Here is an 18,320-nt window from a genome sequence, read left to right on the forward strand (position 1 = left end):
GAGTTGCAAAATGGCGGACTATAGCCAGTGGATTGGCTATATTCACGGAGGGGCGTGGTGCCATCGTCCAGGACGATCGTAGTCGCCGGTACAAGCAAGGAGATTTCCATGGGACTGATGACCCGTTATTTCCGCGGTGCGGCGCTGTCGCTGTTCGCCATCTTGTTTTCGGCGAACATAGCATCGGCGCAGGTCGGCAAGTCAGGCTGCTCGCTGCAGCAGGTCGGTGGCACATCTCGCCAAATGCTCAAGTGCACGGGTGGCTTGACGATCATTGCTGAAAAGGGTGCCCGCTACTCGCTTGTCGACCGCAACCGGGACAACCGTGTGGACGGCGTCCGGCTGCAGAGCAAGGCGCTGCTCCTGGACTTCGCCCCGGGTTCCGGCACCGGGTTTCAGGTGACAACCCCACAGGCGATCGCTGCGGTGCGCGGCACGAAGTGGGCGGTAGATGTCGGCGCTGGCAAGACTTCGGTCTTCGTCGAGCGTGGGCAAGTCGGCGTGCAGCGACCCTCCGCAAATGCCGGGGTCGTTCTCGGGCCAGGCGAAGGTGTCGATGTCGATCAAGGCACGAGCCCCCTCACCGTGAAACGCTGGCCGCGTCCCCGCGTAGCGGCATTGATGGCACGCTTCGGCCAATAATTTCATGAGCGGAAGAGCGCTCCAGACGCTGATCGCCCTCGTTGTCGCAGGAATTTGGGGCGCAGGGCTTGGCCTTGCGCATCTACGCGGCGACATGTGGTTCATCGATCGGGTCGAAGCGACAATGACCGACCTGCGAACAGTCATCCGTGGCCAGAAGCCAGCACCTGACGTCGTCACCATCGTCGCCATAGACGACGAGGCTGTCAGCCAAACTGGCAGTTATCCCCTGGCGCGAGCAAAGCTTGCCGAGTTGATCGACGCAATTGCCGCCTTGAAGCCCAAGGTCATCGGCGTGGATACGTTGCTGATCGATCCGGGGCCGGCCGAGGGCGACCAACGGCTGGTTCAGTCTCTGGCCAAAGCGCCGGTCGTGCTTGCGGCGGCGGCCGTTTTTCCGCAGGGTCAGCAACGAACCCAGAATGACGCCGCCGACCCGCTATCGGGCGTACCCGACGCTGAGCGCTTCCTGTTGCCCTTACCTGCCTTTGGCGATGTGGCTGCGACCGGCGTCGTTAACGTGTCAACCGATCGAAACGGAACGCCACGGCTCGTTCCGATGCTGTTCAAGAGTGGCGGCGACATCGAGGCATCCTTTCCGCTTCGGGTGGTTTCAATTGCAAAAGGTGTCGAACCTGCCGTGGAACCCGGCAGATTGCTGCTCGGCGACGAAATTATCCGAACCGATATCGGCCAGGGCCTCCCACTCAGTTTCTATGGCACCCGCGGATCGATCCGCACCATCAGCGCCGCGGACGTGCTTGCTGGTAAACTACCACGCGAAAGCATCGAGAACCGGATTGTCGTCATCGGAACCACCGTTACCGGCGGCGGCGACGTTTTTCCGACTCCTTTCGATCCGGTATTGCCGGGAGTGGAGGTTGTTTCGACAGCGATAACCCACTTGATGAGCGGTGGCGCTCTCATCCGCGATCACACCGTCAGGCTGGTCGATGCGGGATTCGCTGCCGCCCTTCCCGTCATCCTGGTCAGCCTTCTCGCCTGGCGGCGCAATGCCATTGGCCTTATCGCAGCGTTATGCGTGGTTCTTGCCTGGTTCGCACTCAACCTCGCCGCCTTCTTCAACGGTGTCTGGCTGAGCGCCGCCGTGCCGCTGGTTGCGGCCATCCCGCCGGCACTCGCCTTCGGAGCAACGCAGTTGTGGATCGGAAGGCGACGGGCCCAACATTTTGCTGAACAGAGCAAGCTTCTGCAGCAAGTGCAGGCGCCGGGACTCGGCAACTGGCTGGCGCGCAATCCCGATTTCCTCGCAGCGCCGGTGCGCCAGGATGCCGCCGTCGTGTTTGTCGACCTTTCAGGGTTCACCGGTCTAAGCGAAACCTTGGGACCCAACGCAACGCGCGAACTCCTCAACGGATTCTACCAGCTGGTGGACGAAGAAGTCGCCGCCAGCAGCGGGTCGATCACGAGCTTCATGGGCGATGGCGCCATGATCCTTTTCGGATTGCCCGCGTCGCGTCCCGATGACGCGCTCAATGCCGCCCATTGCTGCGTTGGCCTTTGTGACCGGACGCGCGCGTGGCTGGATGCGCTGCCTGAGGCCGTCAGTTCCCGTATCGGCTTCAAGGTCGGCGCCCATTTCGGCACGATCGTGGCTTCGCGGCTGGGGAGCGGCACGCGGCAGCAGATCACCGCGACGGGCGACACGGTGAACGTCGCGAGCCGGTTGATGGAAGTGGCCGCAAGCAACGGGGCGGAACTGGCGTTGAGCGAAGAAATTTTGCGCGCCGCCGGGGAGAATGCCGATCCATTCAAGTCGGGCGTCCTTCGCGGTCCGCTCGAGACCCGGATACGCGGGCGCGCAGGGTCAATCGCCATATGGCTATGGCGAGGCAAGGCTTCCGACAGTGCGCGCGGGCAAATTGAAATGTCGAAGTAAAGATCAGTTCGACGCCCGTAATAGCGCGCAACGGCGTTTCGTCGCTGCGGATGAGGCCCGTCTTGGCATCAAGGCAAATGGTACGGCAACTAAGCAGCTGCGGCCGTTGTGATATTTTAGCCAACTCACTGCGCGGGCAGACTCCAAACGGGAAATTCTGTCATTGCCTGTTAACGGCGGATACCACCTGCCGGATGGGTAATAAGTATTCATTCAGTAAATCTTCCGTACATAAAGTTGTGCACTGCACAAAACCTTTCGCGGTCGCGGACAATACAACCTAGGGTATAAATTTTGCTGTCATTGCCTGTTTTTCGTCTTTGTGCAATGCTACCTTTGGGCGCCTACAGATTGCATGTTCATGTCCACAGCCGATGTCGGCAGGGAGGTGGCAAGAAATGGCTGTCGTACTCATTCTGGTTCTAGTAGCGGTTGCGTCAGTTCTGTTTCATCTGTTGAGTCCCTGGTGGTGGACGCCTATTGCCTCCAACTGGCACTACATCGACAATACAATCATCGTCACATTCTGGATCACCGGCGTTGTCTTCGTCGCGGTTGTCCTTTTCGTTGCCTACTGCGTCTATCGTTTCCGCCACAGGCCGGGAATGAAGGCCCACTACGAACCTGAAAGCCGAAAGCTCGAATTCTGGCTCGCGACGGTAACCGCCATCGGGGTTGCGGCCATGCTTACGCCTGGCCTCTTCGTTTGGCATCAGTTCGTGACCGTCCCGAGCGACGCCACCGAAGTCGAGGTCGTCGGGCAGCAATGGCTATGGAGCTTCCGCCTGCCGGGCGCCGACGGAAAACTCGGCACGTCGGAGACGCGCGATGTGACCAGCGATAATCCGCTGGGCATCAACAAGAACGACCCGGCCGGGCTCGACGACATCATCATTCAGGGGGGCGAGCTGCATCTGCCGATGGATAAGCCGGTAAAGATGGTGTTGCGCTCCATTGATGTGCTGCATGATTTCTACGTGCCAGAGTTCCGGGCCAAGATGGACATGGTACCGGGCATGGTCACCTATTTCTGGTTCACGCCGACCCGCACCGGAACGTTCGAAGTGCTGTGCGCCGAGCTTTGCGGCGTCGGCCATCCGCAGATGCGCGGCACCGTCATCGTCGACAACGACGAGGATTACAAGACGTGGCTTGGGCAGCAGCAGACCTTTACGCAGTTGATGGCATCGGGAGAGACCAAGACCGTGAACTGAGCATGCGCTTTTCGGGAGACGAAGCGATGAGCATTGAGGGAGGCAATTGATGGTCAATATTCCATCCAGCATGGACGACCCCATCCCGCCGGCGGAAGTCGAAGACGTGGAGCTCTATCATTCGCACAGTTGGTGGACGACCTACGTCTTCAGCCAGGATGCCAAGGTTATTGCCATTCAATATTCGATGACGGCAATGGCGATCGGCCTCGTTGCGCTCGTGCTTTCATGGCTCATGCGCCTGCAACTCGGCTTTCCGGGCGTTTTCACCTTCATCGATGCCGAGCGCTATTACCAGTTCATCACCATGCACGGCATGATCATGGTCATCTACCTGCTGACCGCCCTCTTTCTCGGTGGGTTCGGTAACTATCTCATACCGCTTATGGTCGGCGCTCGCGACATGGTGTTCCCCTACGCCAACATGCTGAGCTACTGGCTCTATCTGCTCGCCGTCTTGATACTTGTTGCCAGCTTCTTTACGCCCGGCGGACCGACAGGCGCCGGCTGGACGCTCTATCCGCCGCAGGCTGTTCTTTCAGGCACCCCCGGCGGCGCCGATTGGGGCATCGTCCTGATGCTTCTGTCGCTCATCTTCTTCATCATCGGCTTTACGATGGGCGGGCTCAACTATGTGGTCACCGTGCTCCAAGGCCGTACCCGAGGTATGACGCTGATGCGCCTGCCGCTGACGATCTGGGGCATTTTTACCGCGACCGTCATGGCCCTCCTGGCTTTTCCTGCCCTTTTCGTTGCCTCCGTCATGATGCTGTTCGACCGCCTGCTGGGGACGAGCTTCTTCATGCCGGCGATTGTCGAAATGGGTGAGCAGTTGCAGCACGCCGGGGGAACCCCAATCCTCTTCCAGCACCTTTTCTGGTTCTTCGGGCATCCCGAAGTCTATATCGTTGCCTTGCCGGCATTCGGCATCGTCTCAGATCTCATCAGCACCCACGCGCGCAAGAATATCTTCGGATATCGCATGATGGTCTGGGCCATCGTCATCATCGGCGCGCTCAGCTTCGTCGTCTGGGCGCACCACATGTATGTCAGCGGCATGAACCCCAACTTTGGCTTCTTCTTTGCGACGACGACGCTGATCATCGCCGTGCCGACGGCGCTTAAAGTCTACAATTGGGTGCTGACTCTCTGGCGAGGCGACATCCATCTCACGCTGCCGATGCTGTTTGCCCTCGCCTTCATCGTCACCTTCCTCAATGGCGGGCTAACCGGCCTCTTCCTCGGGAATGTCGTCGTCGATGTTCCGCTGTCCGATACGTTGTTCGTGGTTGCTCACTTTCACATGGTGATGGGCGTCGCGCCGATCCTCGTTGTTTTTGGTGCGATCTATCATTGGTATCCGAAGATCACCGGGCGGATGATGGACGAGACGCTCGGGCGGATCCATTTCTGGGTGACATTCCTCGGTGCCTATCTGATCTTCTTCCCGATGCACTATCTCGGCCTGCTCGGCATGCCTCGCCGCTACTACGAAATGGGTGAAACCGCCTTTGTGCCGCCCTCTGCACATTCGCTGAACGAGTTCATCACTATCGTGGCGCTCATCGTCGGCGTCGGCCAGATGGTGTTCCTGTTCAACCTCTTCTGGAGCGTCCGGCACGGCAAGGACGCCGGCGGCAATCCGTGGCGGGCAACCACTCTCGAATGGCAGACGCCGACGACACCGCCACCGCACGGCAATTTCGGCAAGGACCTGCCGATCGTCTATCGTTGGGCATATGACTACAGCGTGCCGGGCGCGGCGGAAGATTTCATTCCGCAGAACCAGCCCAACGACGACCGGATATCGAGGGAACCGTCTTGAGCGCGATCCTCGTCTTCCTCGCGGCGCTTGCCGTCATCATCACCTGGTGGATGGCGCAACAAGGACTCATGTCAAAACCCTGGCTTGAGGTCGGGCATGCCGGCGACACGCCCCAGCGTGAAGGATCTTCCATTCCTACGGCAAAGATCGGGCTTGGCGTCTTCCTCGCGGTCGTCGGCGCTTTGTTCACGCTGCTGATCAGCGCCTATTTCATGCGCATGGGCCTCAATGACTGGTGGGCCGTGCCGATCCCGGGCTTGTTGTGGTTCAATACTGCCCTGCTCGTTGCAAGCAGCCTCGCTTTGCAGTGGACCAAGGCAAAGGCGCAGCGGGATAATCTCGAAGCCGTGAAGGCCGGACTTGGCCTCAGCTTCGTAACCTCGGTCGGCTTTCTCGTCGGTCAGATCCTGGCCTGGCGTCAACTGACAGCGGCAGGGTATCTCGTCGCCGACAACCCGGCGAACAGCTTCTTCTACCTGATCACCGGCATGCACGGCTTGCACATTCTCGGCGGCCTCGTCGCACTTGGTCGCACATCCTTCAGGGCTCTCAAAGGCGTGCCAGCCAAGGCGATCCGGCTAAGCGTCGATCTGTGCGCCATGTACTGGCATTTCATGCTGCTCGTATGGCTGATCCTTTTCGCCCTGCTTGCGGGCTGGGCGAACGATTTCGTCGAAATCTGCCGGCAATTGCTGACTTAGAGGTGTGACGATGCACGAAACCACAAAGACCAAGCCTGGCATTGCCCTTCCTCCGCTCGCTCCCGGAATGCAGGGCTTTGCCTCCGACTGGGCCTCCGACCAGCGGGCATTCAAGAATGTCTCCTGGGGCAAGGCGATGATGTGGATCTTCCTGTTGAGCGATACATTCGTTTTCGGATGTTTCCTCCTTGCCTATATGACCGCGCGCATGTCGACCACCGTGCCCTGGCCGAACCCCAGCGAGGTCTTCGCGCTCAATATTGGCGGGCAGGATATTCCGCTGATCCTCATCGCGATCATGACCTTCGTATTGATCAGCAGCAGCGGCACCATGGCCATGGCGGTGATGTACGGCTACCGGCGAGACCGCCGCAAGACCGCCGCGCTCATGCTCCTTACCGCGCTCTTCGGCGCGACCTTCGTCGGCATGCAGGCCTTTGAATGGACCAAGCTGATCCATGAAGGTGTCCGTCCCTGGGAGAACCCCTTTGGCGCAGCCCAGTTCGGGTCGAGTTTCTTCATGATCACCGGTTTCCACGGCACGCACGTGACGATCGGCGTCATCTTCCTCATCATCATTGCCCGCAAGGTTTGGCGCGGGGACTTCGATCAGGAAAAGCGCGGCTTCTTTACGAGCCGCAAGGGACGCTATGAGATTGTCGAGATAACGGGCCTCTATTGGCACTTCGTCGATCTCGTCTGGGTCTTCATTTTTGCTTTCTTCTATCTGTGGTGAGGTGGGTCACATGGCACAGACTGCAGCACATGCCGAACATCAGGAACATCCGATCAAGCTCTATCTGCTTGTCTGGGGGCTGCTCTTCGTCCTCAGCGTCTGTTCCTATCTCGTCGATTATTTCGGCCTGCACGGATATTTGCGGTGGGGCCTGATCCTCATCTTTATGGTGCTGAAGGCGGGGCTTATCGTTGCTGTCTTCATGCATATGGCCTGGGAGAGACTGGCGCTCATCTACGCCATCATCGTACCGCCCGTCCTGGTCCTGGTCTTCGTCGCGATGATGGTCTCGGAGTCGCACTATACACTGCTGACACGGGTCAATTTCTTCGGCGCCGGTCCGTGATTAGTGCTCTCGCGCGTCGCTTAACGGGAAACGGCGCCATCTGGCGCCGTTTCCATTGTGCCCAAATGAATTGATCGTCGTTACGCTGCAGTCGGAGCAGGCACGACAATCTTCTTGTAGAGATGCCAGGTCGCGTGGCCGAGCACCGGGATGAACACGGCCAAGCCGACGAACAAAGTCAGGAAGCCGACGAGAAGGAGCGCGGCAACGATCAAGCCCCAGAGCGCGATCGGTACGGGATTGGCAAGCGTTGCCTTCACTGAGGTGACGACGGCCGCAAACGCGCCGACGTCGCGATCAAGGAGCAACGGAAAAGCAATAACTGTCGTGCAGAGAACGACGACGGCGAAGACGAAGCCGATGGCGTTGCCGAGCAGGATCATCCTCAGGCCCTCCGGGGTCTCGAACACCTGGCTCATGAATGTGCCGATCGATGCTGGGACCTGGTCACCGAAGAGGTTCGTATAAAGCGTCTGGGCCACCAGTATCCAGGCGACGAACAGAACGAGAAGCATGACGCCGACCGCGATGATGGATGGGATTGCCGGCGAGTGGCGTACCTCGAAGGCATGGCTCCAGGACGTGTCGAGATTGAGTTCCCTGCGCCTGCTGATCTCATAAAGGCCCAGCGCCGCGAACGGCCCGACCAGTGCAAAGCCCGACATCAGCGGGAAGAGCAGCGGCAGCATGTTGGCTCCGGATGTCCACCGTATCAGGACCAGACCGGCTATCGGATATATCAGGCAGAGAAAGACATAGTGCGAGGGCTTGTCCCAGAAATCATCGAGCCCCTCGCGCAGCGCGGCAAAAACATCGGCCACACCAATTCGACGAACCTCTGGATAGACGTTCGTTTCATTCGCACCAGCTATCACGTGAAATTGTGCCATGAACAATTCTCCCAATCTCGTTCGAGCGGGAAAGGTACCGGGGGCACCGTGCAAAGGCGGGGCCAAGGGACCTAAACCTGCACAAGCAAAACATAACCTGATCGGCATGCATTTGCCAGATCTATCGGCAACCGCTGGTAGAAAGCCCGTCCTATGGCCAATCCCGATGGTGATTATGGTGTGCTTCGGTCAGGCCGTTCTGGAAGAACCGTTCATAGTATTCGATATCGACGTGATGCACCTGCAGCCAGACGCCGGGAACATGGATCGCATCGCAATGGGCCGGGAACCTGCCATGGGTATCATAGATATAGGTGCAGATATCCTGGACGCACTCAATCACATCCGAACTGTAGACAGCAGCTTCGGAAAGGTACCGATTGCCGTAGTCGCCTTTGTAAATCTGCGCGAAAAGGGCCTTGTCTGTGTAGAAACCGCCCTTCTCGCCAAATTTTTCGCGTACAACCTCCTGAACGGCGCTCGCCATGGAGTCGTAGTAGGGCGGTGACATGCCCTTGATCAGATGCTCGCCCTTGTGGCGCAGGCCGATCGGATTGCTCCTGAGGTTGGAGTGGCGCGGCAGCGGCACATGCCAGCGCAGAAGATCCATGATGCGCCACTTCGGCGTTTCCACATCGAGTCCGAGCATGGGCCCGTAGTCCTTGGTGAACTTCGGGTCTCCAACCAAGACGGGCGGACTGATCGAGGCGTGTATCCAGGCGCCGAGCCCCATCGCATCGGCGACAAGAAAGATATTCTGCAACAGAAGGTCAGCTTCGATCTGCGTGCGCAGCGAACCAATTGCGCCGAGCGGCACCTTCAGGTCCTTGTTGAGAAAGCCCTTCTCGACCCATTTCTTTACGCCCGCCGACCGATAAAAGTTGCGGTCGTCGACAATCGCCGGGCGCGCTCCATCAGGCTGAGTCAGGATGTACATCATCCCGTTGATATACTGCCGTGACAGGTCAACCACCGGGAGCAGCACCGTCGTTCCGGGAAGGTTCGAAAGGAAGCGGTTGGAATCGAGATAGGCCGGAAAGTCGCGCTTGCCGTTGGGCACATCGAGGCGGTGATCGAGTATTTTGACTTTAGCCTGATTGGCGCGCTCCAACAGAAGCTCGGTGCTGAATGCCCTGTTGCCGTCTGCCGGCGGCGGCAGCTTGCGCAGGAAATAGGTTCCGGAATCGTTGATGAGGAAGAAGTGCGTTCCTTGTGCGTTGTCCGGGCTTCCCGCCGTTCGTCCCGCCATGTTGAGATTGGGCTTGGCCATGATCGGCTTGCGCGTTGCAGGATCCTCGAAGGGCCGGTCCGGCATGGTCAGGCCGGTACAACCGGTCATGGCGATCAGGACGGCTTCCTCGAGTTCGGAGAGCGGCTCGCGCGGCTTGTCCGACTCGTAGCTCATCGTACCCGCCAGCACCGTACTTCCCTGGCTGACCCGATGCGTACGCCGGCGCCAGATCGTCTCTAAAAGCGGCCGCTTCAGGAGCGCATCGAGCCCCCGGTGTCCGGTGGATGCGGGAGCATTGGTGGGGAGCGGCTCGGTCACGGCGTCGCTCCCGTCATCGACGGCATTGTGCTGTTCGGCAGGATAGGGCGCCACGGCGCAAAGGCGCTGCCGGTGCGGGGCAGCACCGAGGCAAGTTCCGGACAGTGCCGCAGGATGACGCTGGTCATGTTGTTGTTGGCGATCCAGTCGATGCCGAATGACGAATAGACCTCCGGCCTGAAATCGACGGTCAGGAAGCGGTCGCTCTGCAGCCGGCGTGATGCCATGAGTATGAAGATACGAAACGCCGTATCGCTGAAACCGAAGCCGGTGGGCGCGGGTTCGGCAAAGAGACCGACGACCGTATCGACGCGGTCGATACTTCCATAGAACTTTTTCAGGAGCTCGATGTCGGCGGGATTCGTCGTCAACTCTTCGAAGCTTCTCAATCGCGGCCGATGCAGGCCGGCACGGAAATCATTGTATCGCGGCACCCCTCGCCGTCTTGTGCGCACGAGGTCGACCACCGAAAGGTCGATGATCTCGTTGTCGCGTTCGAGCGCCAGAAGCGAGCGGGGATAATTGTGCAGCGTTATCGCACCAGGATGCGCGATGCCGAACGAATAAAGCGTGTTGCGCAGGCCGAACGCCCGCATCGCATCGTCGGCCGCCGCTGCCTGGATGTCGAGGAACCCCTTATCCGCGATCTTGCTGCCATTGGCGTGGTTGTAGAAGCAGTAATCGTCAGGCAGGAGCGGGTGCAGCCGGTAAACGGTGACAAAGTCCTCCGTCAGGCAGTAGGGCGCGCCATGATGATCCGGCAGGGTCTTCGGAATGCCGGTCAGCGCGTGCGCGTCGAGCAGCCATATGCCGAGCTTGGTCAGCCAGTCATTGGCTGGCGGACCGTTCCAATTGCTGGATAGGCCGACGTCTATGGCTTTCGTTGCGAGGATCGCCGGCGTCCATTCAACGGTGTGGATCTTGGCAATCAGGGCCGAGACGATCAGGCGGGCCGTATGATAGACGCGCTCGTCATCCCAATTGCGGTACCGCGAGCGAAGCTCGTCGCAGAGGAGATTGTGTTCGCGCGCAAACAGCGTGTGCAGGGCGCTGAGACCGAGCCACCAACTCTCGTTAAAGCCGGTAACCTCCATGCCGCGCATGTCGACCGGCAGATGCCCGTCCACCAATCGCAGCTTCGGGCCTTCGCGCAACAGATTGGCGGACTTGCTGTCCGGGCCATAGACCTCCGAACCGTCCCACCACTGAGAGGCAGCATTGCCGAAATAGATGGGTGGCTGACCGTCGACCGGATCGCGCCCGGCCACGTTGCTGGCGATGCGCATGACGTCTTCGCGCGGACCGCCGACGCTGCTCTGCCAGGTCATTCCCTTTGGCAATGGCACAATGACATCGTCCTTGCCGAGCGGGTTGCGCGCATGATTGACCCAGTCGTGCACCTGGAACTGGATCCATGCGGCCGCCAGAATGTTCAGCGAGCGCGCGGGAATGAACGTGTCGCGGTGCAGGAGTTCCCGAGCCACCTCGACTGGATTTGGATTGTCGAACTGATCCGGCTCAAAGACCGGCTTCAGATTGCGGCCGAAGGCCGAGCCGATCGATCCCATTTTTGGCTGGGAAAGATCATTGAACGTTCCATCGTAAGTGCGCGCCTGGCGGACTGTCTCATCGACGCTGGACGGCGGGACCGGACGGGCTGTCGGCGGTGCTTCATAGACTTCCGTGTCGATCAGGTTCTTTTCGCGCAGCACATAGCGAAACGCGTCAAGGTTGAGCAGGCTCAGGCGCAGCGATAGTTTATGCCACTCGATGTAGCGATTGATGACCAGAAAGCCCTGTCGTGCAATAGCACCGAGCACGCGGTTGCGGAGCGGCGTTTCAGTTCGCCAGCGATAGACATGCCGATGTGCCGAGCTTGCATCGTAGACCGATTTACGGGCACGGTTGAGATTGCCCAAGGGCCGAAATTCATCGGTCGTGTTCCACGGATTGAACGAAAGCTCGTCGATGACCCTCGCATTGGTGAACGCCTCGGCGATGCCCGAATTGGGCTTCGAAATCGTGAGGTCGGCCACCTTGATCGGGCGAGATACCGATTCCAGCCATTCGACCGCCGTGTCCTCGATCGGCGTGGACGCCACGTCGACGTAGGGTTGGAGGCAGAGTTCGAAGCGGACGTCGTCACGATCAAGACGGCGCGCGAACTCGTTTGAAAGGTAGCCGGGATCCTTGTCGGAAGGTTCGGGTGCGGCGGGCGCGTCGGCAGCGGGGCGCAGGATGAAGCGCACGGCAAGCTTGTCACCCCAACGGATGGCACCGCGGCTCCAAAAGGACTCAAGCGCGACGCTCGAGACCTTGCGTTTGCGTGCGGTCGTGACATTGCGGAGCATGCGGATGACCTCGGACGGCCCGAATTTAACCACGAGTTGCACAAGGCCGGCGAGTTTACTGAAAATGCCGCCGGACGTTGCTTTGGCGAACGCCACGAACTGCTCGGCATTGCGCGCATGCGAAACGGGAAAATTGGTGGCAAGCAGGTCGTGGAATTCGTCGTCCGACACCTTCACGCGCAAGGCAACGCCACGCATGTCGGGCTTGTAGTCAGGCTGCCCATAGCCGTTGGCGTTCGAAAAGCGGACGATCGTCGTGTATGACGCCCCGGGCTGCGCAAATCCTGCGCGGAATTCCTCCGGAAGGTCGTCAACGAACGTCAGTTTCGCGTCAATGGCGGAAAAGACGGCCTTGCTGTGAAACGCACGCTGGATTGCCGGCGCCTTGCCATGCTTCTTTGCCTTGACCTGAACATCCATCATGTCCTGGGCCAGACGCTCGAACGTCAGCCGCTCGGCTTCCGCACTACCTTGATATTCCTCACGCCACGTCGACATTTTTGTTCCCCTACGCAGGCTACATCAGAAAATATGCGACTTTTTCACGCCTTCAGTGCGCACGAACCCTCTCTCCCAGTCGCTCGACCAATCCGGCGAGCGTTCCTTCGGGCGATGAGCTGTATTTCGGCAGTTCCATGCGTGAAATGTGGGCGTCGATAAGCACCGGCTTGTTGAGGGCAAGCGCCTTGTCCAAGGCCGATTCAAACTCGCTGACCGTTTCGACCCGGAAACCTTGCGCACCACACGCCTTGGCATAGGCGACGTAGTCCGGATTTTCGAATTCGACGAGACCGGATTCGCCATAGGTCGATAACTGGTAAATCTTGATCAATTTGAACTGGTTGTCATTGAAGATGATCCAGATCACCGGCAAGTTGTACTGAACCGCCGTCAGTAATTCGAAGCCGGAAAGCAGATAGCAGCCGTCGCCGCAGCCGACGATGACGGTGCGGTCGGGATGAGCACATTTGACGCCGAGCGCGCCATTGACGCTGCCGGCCATAGGCCCGAAGCCGCCCGGCTTGCGAAACCGCTGGTGCGACTTGAGTTCGAGATAATATCCGAGCCAAGTGAGATGCGCGCCCGCATCTGCAAGCACGATGGCATCGTCAGGCAGGCGGCGTGAGAGAGCCTGGGCAAGCTGGCCCGGATGAATCTTGCCCACCAGATCGTGAATCTTGTCGGATCGATAGTCGTAGCGGGGGAAGGTTCGCTTCGGCTGCGGCTCGAGTTCGGCCGACATGCGGTCGTAGAGCGCCGTTATTGCAAGCTTTGCATCGCCGATAATCGCCGCATCCGCCTTGTAGACCTTGTCCACTTCGCCGCCGTCAATATTCAGGTGAATGAGTTTCTTGCCCTTGAGAAGGTCGTTGCGGAAATTGAAGGTCGCATGCTGGGCAAAGGAGTTGCCGATCGCGAGAATGATCTGCGCCTGCTTGAATGCTTCCCGCGCCGCTTTGTGACCGCTGTCGCAGAAAACGCCGATCGCCAAAGGGTGGCTCTCGTCGATAATCCCTTTCCCGTCGAGCGTCGTCACGAACGGGATTTGGTAGCGTTCGAGTAGGCGAAGCAGGGGCTCGCCGGCGTCGCTCAAAATTGCGCCGAAACCGATGAGCGCGAGTACTTTCTCGCCTTTTGCCAAAGCGGCGATCAGAATTTCCGCGACCGTCTCGACCCTTGCCGTCTCGGGCACAACCGGCTTGATCTGCAAATCGACGTCGCGATAGTTGGCAACGGAAACGCCCTTATGGGTCAGATTTTCCGGCACGTGGATATGAACAGGCCCCGGACGGCCGTCAAAGGCGACGTTGACAGCCTCCTCCAGCACGTCGCAAGCCTTGGCCGCATCCTCAAGGAGAAACGACTTCTTGGTGGTCGCCACAAACATCGCATGAGAGTCGGGTGTCCGGCTGACACCGGACGTCTCGTTCAAAGCGCCCTTGCCTTTCCATTCCAGCGACGAATAACCCGAAATCGCAAGGATCGGATAGGAGTCCGACATGGCGACGGCGAGCCCTGAAAAGAGATTGAAGGCGCCGGGGCCCGCCGTGGCAAAACAGACGCCAAGGCGGCGCGAATACATGGCGTAGCCGCATGCCGCGAAGGCTGCGGCCTGTTCGTGGCGCGTGATCACCGGCCGGATCGTCTTGGAATGTTTGAGCGCCAGCATCAGCTGGGCAGCGTTCTCGCCGGCGCCTCCAAACGCAGCGCCGACGCCAACGCTCTCCAGGCCCTTCACCAACGCCTCGTAGATCCTCATTGCGAGCGCTCTCCGGCTGCGCAGGACTTCCTCCTGCACAACAAATACTCACCAGCGAGGCAAGCGCCCCGACCAAGAGTGATGACTTTACATTACAGATCGTATTTTCGGCAGAACTTGTCTTACACGACTGTCAATAAATGCTGTCTTTTATCGAGCGGAAACCCTTTACGGATCATAGCATTCTTTGAATGACTTGCAATCTCTTCGGATAAACTTAAGCGTTTCTCACCCATAGGGATTAGCCCAATTTTTGGAGGCCGCACAACTTCGTTGACGCGCTATCCCTCGCCCTCGCGATTTCGCTGTTCGGCAATGTGCCCAAGGATCGCAGTTCGCATATCGTAGGGAATGTTGAGCAATTGGAGGGCGGATGAAACCTCCGCTTCCCATTCGGCCGAAGGCGATCGTGGCTTGGCAAAATCATCGGCGCCGGCAAACAATCCTCGCGTGGCGTGGAAGCCGAGCGACCGATAAGCTTCGAATTGCTCCTCGCTGAAAAATTGATCGACCGTCGTTTCGTGTGGAAAGGCCGGGTTATGGCGCTTGTAGTCGAGGACATAATCGTTCTCGTCACCGCTCAGCGACGCCTTGATATAGATAAGGATGCCCTGGCCGTCATCGTATCGTATCTGACCGATCACAGCATGCGGCCCAAGCTTGCCGGGAAGTCCGTTCCGGCCATAGAGCGCCGTCGCCGTGACGCCGGTTGCGCTGGACTGCAGTGCCTGCCATGGCAGTTCGATGCGGATCCCGAGGTCGATACGCGCCATGACCTCGAGGTTGACCAGAGCAGAGAACGTCATGTTGGGGTCCGCTTCAGCATCAACCGCAACGATGACTTTGCAGCGCCGGCGCAGCAGTTCATAGATGCCGAGATTCTCGATGTGCCCGCCATCGGTCAGATAGACGTTGAGGCGCTTCTCGTTGAGCTTTCCGAGGGTCTCCATGGCAAAGAACCAGGTGCCGAGTTTAGCCTTCCAGCGATTGCGCCAGGAATGAAAGTCGTCGAGCCGCGCCGGATTTGCCAGCCAATATCCAAGGCGGATATTGAGGAGCGACAGGCTGAACGTCAGGACTTTGATGGTATTTCGGCCCATATTCGCCGAGGCGGCGGCACCCGAGACTGCCATTGCCGTCGCCAGGCTGAAATCCGGCACGATGGCTTCCATTCGCGTCGTCGGGACATATCCCGTCCACCAGCTGCCGACATGCAACGGGCTGAAGATGAAGGTATCGCCGTTGCGCCCGCGCTTGTTGAGGTCTTCGGAGGCTTCGAGATTGATCGCTGTATTTGTCAGAAGATATGGCGCATAGGCGGCCGACGGCAGCCAACTTCCCGTCGCTTCCGCGCGCGGTTTCAACGATGAGAACTTCCAGGTATCCACATCGCTTGGCGCATTGTGGGTGCCCATCTGCGCCCGCTCGAACAGGAAAGCGCGGCTCAGGCGGTCACGGTAGAGCTTGTGCAGGGAGTTTGCGTTGGGCCCGATGAAGAGGGTGACCACGACAATAGCCAGCGCGACCACGAGATAGATTGCCAGCGAGCTAAAATCGCACAGAGTGAGCCATCGCATCCAGTCGGCCGTGCCGGCGGCGCAGCGATTGCCGGAATAGTTCTGGATCGCCCAGTAACTCAAGCCGATATAAACCAGCCAAAGCAAAAGCGGGACGATGATTGCCGCCACATAGAGGGCAATGCGGCTTGCATATTTTTTGAGACTGGCAGTCCACGTCGCCTCCCCTATTGACGCCTTCGCCACATTGGCGAGCTTCTGAGATGCGGCAATGAGCACCGTGGCGACGGATGTCAGCAACGCAAACAGCCGTGAAAGCCAAGTCATATCCATATTCGCAGGACCACCAGCGCGCGACATAATTGCCGCAAGGATATAGGGTTGGGCCTGGAACGCGGCCGCGACCAGAACGAGGACAACGAGCAAGCCGATGCCCTGCCCGAGGATCTCCCTCGATCGGAGGGTGCCTGGCCTGAAGGAAATGTAGATGGCGCTTGCCACCATGAAGACCGCCGTGAGACCGGCCAGTATCAGCGTCAATGTGAAAGACTTGTAGAGGTCGGGTCGCGGATAAATCGCAACGGTCAGGGCCGCAAGGAGCAGTAGCACCGGCAGAACGATGACGGCATTGACGAGTATCCCGCGCAAAATCAGCGCGAAGCTGACGAGGTAATCGATGCCGCCATTGGCGGTGAGAAAGTTCGAATAGTCGCGCAGATGCTGCGTCTCGGGCGCTTCCTGTTCATCAAGGCGGCTGTCGAAGGGGAACGTTGCATTTTCCTGCATCAAACCGGCAACAAGCGACGTGCCGATGTAACCGCCGCCGGATACAGCAGAAACGTAATCGATGGCATCGATCACCCGCGGCTCATTGTGCTTCGACAGGGAGTCGAGACCCTGGAGCACTCCAAGCGAAAAGGACGCTGAACGTATGCCGCCGCCGGAAAGCGCAAGGCCCACAAGATTGCTTCCGGGAACGGTCCGGGTTGTCTCTCGCCCGGGAACCTCGCTCTCGGCGAGAGCAGCATCGGTGCGCGGGGTCAGGAAATGCGGATTTTCCGCGAATGGCACTTCGACATCGGGAAGAAACAGGTCGGTACTGCCCCGGCGGGTAAGCGATCTTGCGCGTGCGACCGCTCCATCCTGGATGGTGCGTCGGCGGTAATTCACAACATCGAGTTCGTTCCGGAAAATATCAAAGAACGAAAGCACCAATTCACGCCTCCGACTCCATTCAAGATGTCAGATCATCATGTGCAGGCAGATATCGAAGTTCCCGGATGCCATCCTAAAGCGTTTCCCATGTAAATAGAAGCGGTTCTGTTCAGCCCGGCCATCTACGCCGAAGCTTGGGGCCTCATGGCAAAAAACTCTTAACCTTTGCGCCGTATAGGACAGGCATGCGGCGAACCATCCTTTTTCCATCGGCGGCAATTGGCTTGTTGCTCATCTTTGCCGGTTGCGCGACCGCGCCGAGCCGCATCAACGATGTCTGCTCCGTCTTCGACCAGAAGGACGGCTGGTTTGACAACTGGTACGATGCAGCCAAGAAGACAGAGCGGGAATATGGTGTGCCGGTTCCGATCCTGATGGCGACGATCCGCAAGGAATCCGGATATAACGCCTATTCGCGCCCACCCCGCACCAAGCTGCTGGGTTTCATTCCCTGGAAACGGCCGTCAAGCGCCTATGGCTATTCCCAGGCCCTCGACGGCACCTGGGCACGGTACAAGAACGAGACCGGAAAGTTCATGGCCGACAGGAATAGTTTTGCCGATGCCGTGAATTTCGTCGGCTGGTACCATAGTCAAAGCCACGAGAAGAACGGCATCGAGCTCAACGATGCCTATCACCTCTATCTCGCCTACTATTTCGGCCACAACGCCTTTGCCCGGGGCGACTGGAAGACCAATGCAAACATGCAAAAGGTCGCGCGCAGCACGGCGGAGATGGCCTATAGTTATGGCGCGCAGATGCAGGCCTGCGGCCAGCAATAGAAACCCTAAAGGCGCTCGATAGCAGCCGCCTTCGTGGATTTTGGCGGCGAGCAGCGGATCTTTACATATTCGTTCGGGGACCGCCCGACGATGGCAGTTCTTGCGATGAAGGCCTGGCCCTGCAATCCACACATCATGGGATTGTTTGCCTGCGGGCCGATGATCACATCGAGAGCCGTGTTGGTCTGGCACTCGGCTGGCGAAAGACTGGTCGCGCAGATCAGGATTACGATTTGGAGCATGTTGTCACCCTCAGCAACGATTTGCTCCTCCCAGTACAGTCACGATAGCCCAATTTTGCTGCATTGCAATAAGGGTTTTTGTGCATCGCACATAGACTAAAGGATGTATGGTGGCATTAACTGTATTTTCCTGCTTTCCATGCTAGCTTC

At 58.8% G+C, this 18,320-nt stretch carries 14 protein-coding genes; 8 read left to right on the plus strand and 6 right to left on the minus strand.

Going from position 1 to position 18,320, the window contains the following annotated elements; translation table 11 throughout:
* Positions 1-108 precede the first annotated feature (108 nt).
* From BR48_RS0119870 to BR48_RS0119900, 7 genes are all read left to right on the plus strand, one after another.
* Complete coding sequence (locus BR48_RS0119870; protein WP_051615269.1) at positions 109-642, plus strand: FecR domain-containing protein; 534 nt, start codon at positions 109-111, stop codon at positions 640-642.
* A gap of 4 nt (positions 643-646) precedes the next feature.
* Positions 647-2,542, plus strand: a complete 1,896-nt coding sequence (locus BR48_RS0119875; RefSeq protein WP_027232916.1) for an adenylate/guanylate cyclase domain-containing protein — start codon at positions 647-649, stop codon at positions 2,540-2,542.
* Between the two features lie 398 nt (positions 2,543-2,940).
* Positions 2,941-3,756, plus strand: a complete 816-nt coding sequence (locus tag BR48_RS0119880; protein WP_027232917.1) for a cytochrome c oxidase subunit II — start codon at positions 2,941-2,943, stop codon at positions 3,754-3,756.
* Positions 3,757-3,805: 49 nt separating this feature from the next.
* Complete coding sequence (gene ctaD / locus BR48_RS0119885) at positions 3,806-5,581, plus strand: cytochrome c oxidase subunit I (RefSeq protein WP_027232918.1); 1,776 nt, start codon at positions 3,806-3,808, stop codon at positions 5,579-5,581.
* Positions 5,578-6,282, plus strand: coding sequence for a cytochrome c oxidase subunit 3 (locus BR48_RS0119890; RefSeq protein ID WP_027232919.1), 705 nt, complete (start codon positions 5,578-5,580; stop codon positions 6,280-6,282). Before ctaD ends, BR48_RS0119890 begins: the two co-directional genes overlap by 4 nt.
* Before the next feature lie 67 nt (positions 6,283-6,349).
* Positions 6,350-7,018, plus strand: a complete 669-nt coding sequence (locus tag BR48_RS0119895) for a heme-copper oxidase subunit III family protein (protein ID WP_228017047.1) — start codon at positions 6,350-6,352, stop codon at positions 7,016-7,018.
* A gap of 10 nt (positions 7,019-7,028) precedes the next feature.
* Positions 7,029-7,364, plus strand: coding sequence for a cytochrome C oxidase subunit IV family protein (locus BR48_RS0119900; protein ID WP_027232921.1), 336 nt, complete (start codon positions 7,029-7,031; stop codon positions 7,362-7,364).
* A gap of 80 nt (positions 7,365-7,444) precedes the next feature.
* On the opposite strand, the gene BR48_RS0119905 is transcribed toward BR48_RS0119900, so the two are convergent.
* From BR48_RS0119905 to BR48_RS0119925, 5 genes are all read right to left on the minus strand, one after another.
* On the minus strand, positions 7,445-8,254 hold the full coding sequence (locus BR48_RS0119905; RefSeq protein WP_027232922.1) for a DUF2189 domain-containing protein: 810 nt from the start codon (positions 8,252-8,254) through the stop codon (positions 7,445-7,447).
* Between the two features lie 151 nt (positions 8,255-8,405).
* Positions 8,406-9,803, minus strand: coding sequence for a hypothetical protein (locus BR48_RS25070; protein WP_036815087.1), 1,398 nt, complete (start codon positions 9,801-9,803; stop codon positions 8,406-8,408).
* Entirely contained in the window at positions 9,800-12,652 is a 2,853-nt protein-coding gene (locus BR48_RS25585) for a peroxidase family protein (protein ID WP_027232923.1), read from the minus strand. The genes BR48_RS25070 and BR48_RS25585 overlap by 4 nt, the downstream gene beginning before the upstream one ends.
* A 52-nt stretch (positions 12,653-12,704) precedes the next feature.
* The gene (locus BR48_RS0119920; protein ID WP_027232924.1) at positions 12,705-14,414 is read right to left on the minus strand and encodes a thiamine pyrophosphate-binding protein; all 1,710 of its coding nucleotides are present in this window, start codon (positions 14,412-14,414) and stop codon (positions 12,705-12,707) included.
* A 281-nt stretch (positions 14,415-14,695) separates the two neighbouring features.
* Positions 14,696-17,143: a patatin-like phospholipase family protein gene (locus BR48_RS0119925; protein ID WP_197030374.1), complete on the minus strand. Its 2,448-nt coding sequence runs from the start codon at positions 17,141-17,143 to the stop codon at positions 14,696-14,698.
* Positions 17,144-17,331: 188 nt separating this feature from the next.
* On the opposite strand from BR48_RS0119925, the gene BR48_RS0119930 reads away from it, so the two are divergent.
* Positions 17,332-17,928: a membrane protein gene (locus BR48_RS0119930; protein WP_027232926.1), complete on the plus strand. Its 597-nt coding sequence runs from the start codon at positions 17,332-17,334 to the stop codon at positions 17,926-17,928.
* A gap of 5 nt (positions 17,929-17,933) precedes the next feature.
* On the opposite strand, the gene BR48_RS0119935 is transcribed toward BR48_RS0119930, so the two are convergent.
* On the minus strand, positions 17,934-18,170 hold the full coding sequence (locus BR48_RS0119935; protein ID WP_027232927.1) for a hypothetical protein: 237 nt from the start codon (positions 18,168-18,170) through the stop codon (positions 17,934-17,936).
* Between the last annotated feature and the right edge of the window lie 150 nt (positions 18,171-18,320).

Source organism: Phyllobacterium sp. UNC302MFCol5.2, from assembly GCF_000686005.1.
GTDB classification, from domain to species: Bacteria; Pseudomonadota; Alphaproteobacteria; order Rhizobiales; family Rhizobiaceae; genus Phyllobacterium; species Phyllobacterium pellucidum.

What these genes read in the sequence shown, in the direction of transcription:
- BR48_RS0119870 (WP_051615269.1), top strand. Translation starts at nt 109, where the DNA reads ATGGGACTGATGACCCGTTATTTCCGCGGTGCGGCGCTGTCGCTGTTC.
- BR48_RS0119875 (WP_027232916.1), top strand. Translation starts at nt 647, where the DNA reads ATGAGCGGAAGAGCGCTCCAGACGCTGATCGCCCTCGTTGTCGCAGGA.
- BR48_RS0119880 (WP_027232917.1), top strand. Translation starts at nt 2,941, where the DNA reads ATGGCTGTCGTACTCATTCTGGTTCTAGTAGCGGTTGCGTCAGTTCTG.
- ctaD (WP_027232918.1), top strand. Translation starts at nt 3,806, where the DNA reads ATGGTCAATATTCCATCCAGCATGGACGACCCCATCCCGCCGGCGGAA.
- BR48_RS0119895 (WP_228017047.1), top strand. Translation starts at nt 6,350, where the DNA reads ATGCAGGGCTTTGCCTCCGACTGGGCCTCCGACCAGCGGGCATTCAAG.
- BR48_RS0119900 (WP_027232921.1), top strand. Translation starts at nt 7,029, where the DNA reads ATGGCACAGACTGCAGCACATGCCGAACATCAGGAACATCCGATCAAG.
- BR48_RS0119905 (WP_027232922.1), bottom strand. Translation starts at nt 8,254, where the DNA reads ATGGCACAATTTCACGTGATAGCTGGTGCGAATGAAACGAACGTCTAT.
- BR48_RS25585 (WP_027232923.1), bottom strand. Translation starts at nt 12,652, where the DNA reads ATGTCGACGTGGCGTGAGGAATATCAAGGTAGTGCGGAAGCCGAGCGG.
- BR48_RS0119920 (WP_027232924.1), bottom strand. Translation starts at nt 14,414, where the DNA reads ATGAGGATCTACGAGGCGTTGGTGAAGGGCCTGGAGAGCGTTGGCGTC.
- BR48_RS0119930 (WP_027232926.1), top strand. Translation starts at nt 17,332, where the DNA reads ATGCGGCGAACCATCCTTTTTCCATCGGCGGCAATTGGCTTGTTGCTC.
- BR48_RS0119935 (WP_027232927.1), bottom strand. Translation starts at nt 18,170, where the DNA reads ATGCTCCAAATCGTAATCCTGATCTGCGCGACCAGTCTTTCGCCAGCC.